The sequence below is a fragment of the Paraburkholderia lacunae genome (assembly GCF_003353175.1).
Classification (GTDB): domain Bacteria; phylum Pseudomonadota; class Gammaproteobacteria; order Burkholderiales; family Burkholderiaceae; genus Paraburkholderia; species Paraburkholderia lacunae.
Window position 1 is genome coordinate 1 of the sequence record NZ_QHKS01000070.1, and the last position, 5,928, is coordinate 5,928.

At 64.5% G+C, this 5,928-nt stretch carries 5 protein-coding genes; all 5 read left to right on the top strand.

The genetic code is table 11. The features are described 5' to 3' along the window. Positions 1 to 217 (top strand): sarcosine oxidase subunit delta (locus tag DLM46_RS38575; protein ID WP_115110264.1); only part of this gene is annotated, 217 nt, incomplete at its 5' end. Beyond that, the gene (locus DLM46_RS38580) at positions 214 to 3,216 is read left to right on the top strand and encodes a sarcosine oxidase subunit alpha family protein (protein ID WP_115110267.1); all 3,003 of its coding nucleotides are present in this window, start codon (positions 214 to 216) and stop codon (positions 3,214 to 3,216) included. The genes DLM46_RS38575 and DLM46_RS38580, both read left to right, overlap by 4 nt. Beyond that, on the top strand, positions 3,206 to 3,862 hold the full coding sequence (locus tag DLM46_RS38585) for a sarcosine oxidase subunit gamma (protein WP_115110271.1): 657 nt from the start codon (positions 3,206 to 3,208) through the stop codon (positions 3,860 to 3,862). Before DLM46_RS38580 ends, DLM46_RS38585 begins: the two co-directional genes overlap by 11 nt. Before the next feature lie 58 nt (positions 3,863 to 3,920). Further along, the gene (locus DLM46_RS38590; RefSeq protein ID WP_115110274.1) at positions 3,921 to 4,184 is read left to right on the top strand and encodes a hypothetical protein; all 264 of its coding nucleotides are present in this window, start codon (positions 3,921 to 3,923) and stop codon (positions 4,182 to 4,184) included. A 148-nt stretch (positions 4,185 to 4,332) separates the two neighbouring features. Further along, complete coding sequence (locus DLM46_RS38595; RefSeq protein ID WP_115110277.1) at positions 4,333 to 5,751, top strand: MFS transporter; 1,419 nt, start codon at positions 4,333 to 4,335, stop codon at positions 5,749 to 5,751. The last annotated feature ends 177 nt before the right edge of the window (positions 5,752 to 5,928 follow it).

Sequence of the window (5,928 nt, forward strand, 5' to 3'; positions counted from 1 at the left end):
ACTCACCGACAAGGAATGGGGCGACTACCTGTTCATGCGCAAGAATCCGCGCGGCGTGCACCGCGAGCAATGGATGCACACGCAAGGCTGCCGCCGCTGGTTCATGGCGCAGCGCGACACGGTGAGCTATGAAATCCAGGGCTACGAGACGTTCGATCGTCCGCTGCTCGCTTTGGATAACAACGACGGTAAGACACACGAGGGTAAGTCACAATGAGCCAGAAAGACCGACTTCCGACCGGCGGGCGCATCAACCGCGCCATCGTGCTGACGTTCACCTTCAATGGCCGCAAGTATCAGGGTTATCAGGGCGACACGCTGGCCTCCGCATTGCTGGCCAACGGCGAGCATTTTGTCGCGCGCAGCTGGAAGTATCACCGGCCGCGCGGCATCGTGACGGCGGGCGTGGAAGAGCCGAACGCGATCGTGCAGCTCGAGACCGGTGCGTACACGGTGCCGAACGCGCGCGCCACCGAAGTGGAGCTGTATCAGGGGCTCGTCGCCACCAGCGTGAACGCGAAGCCGAGCATCGAGAAAGACCGCATGGCGATCAACCAGAAGTTTGCGCGCTTCATTCCGGCGGGCTTCTACTACAAGACCTTCATGTGGCCGCGCAAGTTCTGGCCGAAGTACGAGGAAGTGATCCGCGACGCGGCAGGTCTCGGCAAGGCGCCCGAGCAGACCGACGCGGACCGCTACGACAAATGCTTCGCGCACTGCGACGTGCTGGTGGTCGGCGGCGGCCCGACGGGGCTGGCGGCGGCGCACGCGGCAGCGTTGTCGGGCGCGCGCGTCACACTGGTCGACGATCAGCCGGAACTCGGCGGCTCGCTGCTATCGTGCCGCACGGATATCGACGGCAAGCCGGCGCTGCAATGGGTGCACAAGATCGAAGACGAACTGCGGCAGATGCCCGATGTGAAGATCCTGTGCCGCAGCACCGCGTTCGGCTATCAGGACCACAACCTCGTCACGGTCACGCAGCGTCTCACGGAACATCTGCCGGTCTCGCAGAGAAAGGGCACGCGCGAACTGATGTGGAAGATCCGCGCGAAGCGCGTGATTCTCGCAACCGGCGCGCATGAACGGCCGATCGTGTTCGGCAACAACGATCTGCCGGGCGTGATGCTGGCCTCGGCCGTGTCGACCTATCTGCATCGCTACGCGGTGCTGCCGGGGCGCAATGCGGTGGTGTTCACGAACAATGACGACGGCTACCAATGCGCACTCGACCTGAAAGCGGCCGGTGCGCAGGTGACGGTGGTCGATCCGCGGGCGGGCGAGTCGAAGGGCACACTGCCCGCGCTCGCGCGGCGCTACGGCGTCAAGGTGATGAACGGCGCGGCCGTGACGGCGGCGCACGGCAAACTGCGGGTTGCGTCGGTGGACGTGGTGTCGTACTCGAACGGACAGGTCGGCGCGAAGCAGGGCGAGCTGCCCTGCGATCTGCTCGCGATGTCCGGCGGCTGGAGTCCGGCGCTGCACCTGTTCGCGCAGTCCGGCGGCAAGGCGCATTGGCACGACGAAAAAGCGTGCTTCGTGCCGGGCAAGGCGATGCAGGCGGAAACGAGCATCGGCGCGTGCGCAGGCGACTTCACGCTCGGCCAGGGGATTCGTTTCGCGGTCGACGCCGGGGTCGAGGCGGCGCGTGCGGCCGGTTATATCGTCGCGCGGCCGAATCCGGTGCAGGTCGCCGAAATCGCCGAGGCGCGCATGCAGCCGCTGTGGCTGGTCGGCGGCCGCGAATTGGCGACGCGTGGACCGAAGCAATTCGTCGACTTCCAGAACGACGTCTCGGCGGCCGATATTTTCCTCGCCGCGCGTGAAGGCTTCGAATCGGTCGAACACGTGAAGCGTTATACCGCGATGGGCTTCGGCACGGATCAGGGCAAGCTCGGCAACATCAACGGCATGGCGATTCTCGCCCAGGCGCTCGGCAAGACGATTCCCGAAACAGGCACGACGACGTTCCGGCCGAACTACACGCCCGTGACGTTCGGCACGTTCGCCGGCCGCGAGCTCGGCGAGTTTCTCGATCCTGTGCGCAAGACGGCCGTGCACGAATGGCATGTGGAAAACGGCGCCGCGTTCGAGGACGTCGGCAACTGGAAGCGCCCGTGGTATTACCCGAAATCGGGCGAGGACATGCACGCGGCGGTTGCGCGCGAATCGCTCGCGGTGCGTACGAGCGTCGGCATTCTCGACGCCTCGACGCTCGGCAAGATCGACATTCAGGGCCCCGACTCGGCGAAGCTGCTGAACTGGGTCTATACGAATCCGTGGAGCAAGCTGGAAGTCGGCAAGTGCCGCTACGGCCTGATGCTCGACGAAAACGGCATGATCTTCGACGACGGCGTGACGGTGCGCCTCGCCGACCAGCACTACATGATGACCACCACCACCGGCGGCGCGGCGCGCGTGCTGACCTGGCTCGAACGCTGGCTGCAAACCGAGTGGCCCGACATGCGCGTGCGGCTCGCCTCGGTGACGGACCATTGGGCGACCTTCGCGGTGGTCGGTCCGAACAGCCGCAGGGTCTTGCAGAAGGTCTGCCACGATATCGACTTCGCGAACGCGGCGTTCCCGTTCATGACCTATCGCGAAGGCACGGTGGCGGGTGCGGCGTCGCGCGTGATGCGCATCAGCTTCTCCGGCGAGCTCGCGTATGAAGTGAACGTGCCGGCGAACGTCGGACGCGCGGTGTGGGAAGCGCTGATGGCAGCGGGCGCGGAATTCGACATCACGCCGTACGGCACGGAAACGATGCACGTGCTGCGTGCGGAGAAGGGTTACATCATCGTCGGCCAGGACACGGACGGCTCGATGACGCCGTACGACCTCGGCATGGGCGGGCTCGTGGCGAAGTCGAAAGATTTTCTCGGCAAGCGCTCGCTCACGCGCTCGGACACCGCGAAGGCGGGGCGCAAGCAACTGGTGGGGCTGCTCGCGGACGATCCGTCGTTCGTGATTCCCGAAGGCTCGCAGATCGTCGCCGGTCCGTTCCAGGGCGATACCGCGCCGATGCTCGGTCACGTCACGTCGAGCTATTACAGTCCGATCCTGAAGCGCTCGATTGCGATGGCGGTGGTGAAGGGCGGTCTCGACAAGATCGGCGAGACGGTCACGATTCCGCTCGCGAGCGGCAAGCAGATTGCGGCCAAGGTCACCAGTTCGGTGTTCTACGACAGCGAAGGAGCACGTCAACATGTGGAATGAAACAAGAGGTACGCAATCGGCCGTGAGCCGCGCTGTCGGCGAGCAAACGGGTGTGTGGCAGGAGTCGCCGCTGGTGGGCGCGGATGCACTGCTGAAGAAGCATCAGGCGGTGGCGTCGGCGGCGTTCCGGTTGAGCGAGCGGCCGTTTCTCGAGCTCGTGAACGTGCGCGGCGATACGCGCGACGCCGCGTTCATGCAAGCGGTGGAAAGTGTGATCGGCTGCCGCCCGCCTGAGAAAGCGAATACTGTCGCGCGCGGCAATGGCTACGACATGCTGTGGCTTGGGCCCGACGAATGGCTGGTGCGCTCGGCCGCCGCGCACGACGCGACCCGTACCGCGCCGTTGCAGGCAAAGCTGGGGGCGGTGTTGACGGGCGTGTTCGCGTCGGCGGTGGATATCGGCAGCGGCTACACGGTGCTCGAAATCAGCGGCACGCGCACGCGCGAGGTGCTGGCGCGCGGCTGCCCGCTGGATCTGCATCCGAAACTGTTCAGCGACGGACAGTGCGCGCAGAGCCACTATTTCAAGGCATCGATGACGCTGCTGCCCACCGGCGCGGATAGCTTCGACCTTATCGTGCGCCGCAGTTTCGCGGACTACTTCGTCAAGATCATGCTCGATGCGGCCGATCCGCTGATGTCGTGACACGCGCTGAGCGGTGCGCACCTGCGCCGCTCACCGCGCTCCCCGGACGCTGACCGACATGACGTCGACCCGTCTAGCCACCGCGCGGCTCACCGAGCGCGCGTGCAATCAGGGCGATGCGCACGCCGCGCTCGCGCTGCTCGATCAGAGCATCGTGTTGCGGCACCGGCGCATCGCGCTGATCCGTTACCTGCTCGCGCAGCAACTCGGCGCGCCGTTGCAGGCGCGGCATCACGAATACGTCCAGAAAATCGCCGCGCGGTTGAGCGCGGAGACGCTCGCGCGCATTGCCGGCGCTGCGCGCGCACGGCTTCGGCCCTGAGTCTTCGAAGCGCGGCCGGTTGGAGAGACGACGCTCCCGTTCCATCCGGTTGACGTATTTCTTCTATGTGGCCGATTTATGTCGGCGTCTACTGAAAACGCACTGACCGAACACCCACGCGGCAGCCGCCGCATCAACGAGGGATGATATGTCTACCGTTTTTCAGCCTCGCGCGAGCGCTGCCGCCAGACTCGAACGACTGCCGTTCTCCGGCTATCACCGGACCATCTTCATCATCATTGCCATCGCGTTCTTTTTCGATTCGGTCGACCTCGGCACGATGACCTTCGTGCTCGGTTCGATCAAAACCGAATTCGGCCTGTCGAGCGCGGCGGCGGGTCTGGTTGCGAGTTCGAGTTTCTTCGGTATGGTGATCGGCGCGGCCATGGCCGGATTACTGGCCGATCGTTTCGGGCGGCGTCCGGTATTTCAGTGGAGCATGGTGCTGTGGGGGCTCGCCTCGTATCTGTGCTCGACCGCGCAGAGCGTCGACGCGCTGATCTTTTATCGCGTGCTGCTGGGTTTGGGCATGGGTATGGAATTTCCGATTGCGCAGACGTTGCTGTCCGAATTCGTACCGGCGGCCTCGCGCGGAAGATTGATCGCGCTGATGGACGGCTTCTGGCCGCTGGGTTTCATCACGGCGGGCGTGGTGTCGTATTTCGTGCTGCCGCAGTTCGGCTGGCGCACCGAGTTCGCGCTACTCGCGATTCCCGCCGTGTTCGTGCTGATCGTGCGCCGCGTCGTGCCCGAATCGCCGCGCTGGCTCGAACATCGCGGGCGCCTTGCCGAAGCGGACAAGGTGCTCGCCGAGGTCGAAGCGAAGGTGATGAAAGCGGCAGGTCTGACGCAGTTGCGTGCGCCCGTGATGCTGCAGGAACCGCCGGCCGCCAAAGGCAAGGGCGCGTTCCGCGAAATCTGGAGTATGGCCTACCGGCGCCGCACGATCATGGTGTGGACGCTGTGGTTCTTCGCGTTGCTCGGTTTCTACGGGCTGACGTCGTGGCTCGGCGCATTGATGCAACAGGCCGGTTTTGCCGTGACGAAATCGGTCCTGTACACCGTGCTGATTTCGCTCGGCGGCATTCCTGGTTTTCTGTGCTCCGCGTGGCTGGTCGAACGTTGGGGCCGTAAGCCGACGTGCATCGCGTCGCTCGCCGGCAGCGCGGTCATGGCCTATGTTTACGGGCAGACCGCGCTGCACGCGCAAACGCCTACGCTGCTGATCTGCGCGGGATTGGCCATGCAGTTCTTCCTGTTCGCGATGTGGGCCGTGCTGTACACGTACACGCCGGAGCTTTACGGCACCGGTGCACGGGCGACCGGGTCGGGGTTCGCGTCGGCGATCGGCCGTGTGGGATCGCTGATCGGCCCTTATGTGGTGGGTGTCGTGCTGCCGATGTTCGGCCAGGGCGGCGTGTTCTCGCTGGGCGCGATGTGTTTCGCGATCGCGGCGGCGGCAGTGTGGATACTCGGCATCGAGACGCGCGGGTTGGCGCTCGAGACTCTGGTGTCGGAAGCGGTCGAAGCGGATGCGCACGGCGTATTGAGTCCGGTTCGGGAGTGAGCAGTGGGTTGACAGGTAAAAAAGCCGCGAACGTTTCGCGGCTTTTTTATTGGGTTTGACCCGTCCTGAAATGGGTTGACACTTTTTCCGCCCTTGGAAGGAGAGTCAATTGGAATCAGGGATCAAGCGTACACAGCGGGACTACAGCCTCGCCTTTAAACTGTCAGTGGTCGAACA

Excerpts from the sequence above, each read along its gene's own strand:
- DLM46_RS38580 (WP_115110267.1), top strand. The coding sequence starts at position 214 with ATGAGCCAGAAAGACCGACTTCCGACCGGCGGGCGCATCAACCGCGCC.
- DLM46_RS38585 (WP_115110271.1), top strand. The coding sequence starts at position 3,206 with ATGTGGAATGAAACAAGAGGTACGCAATCGGCCGTGAGCCGCGCTGTC.
- DLM46_RS38590 (WP_115110274.1), top strand. The coding sequence starts at position 3,921 with ATGACGTCGACCCGTCTAGCCACCGCGCGGCTCACCGAGCGCGCGTGC.
- DLM46_RS38595 (WP_115110277.1), top strand. The coding sequence starts at position 4,333 with ATGTCTACCGTTTTTCAGCCTCGCGCGAGCGCTGCCGCCAGACTCGAA.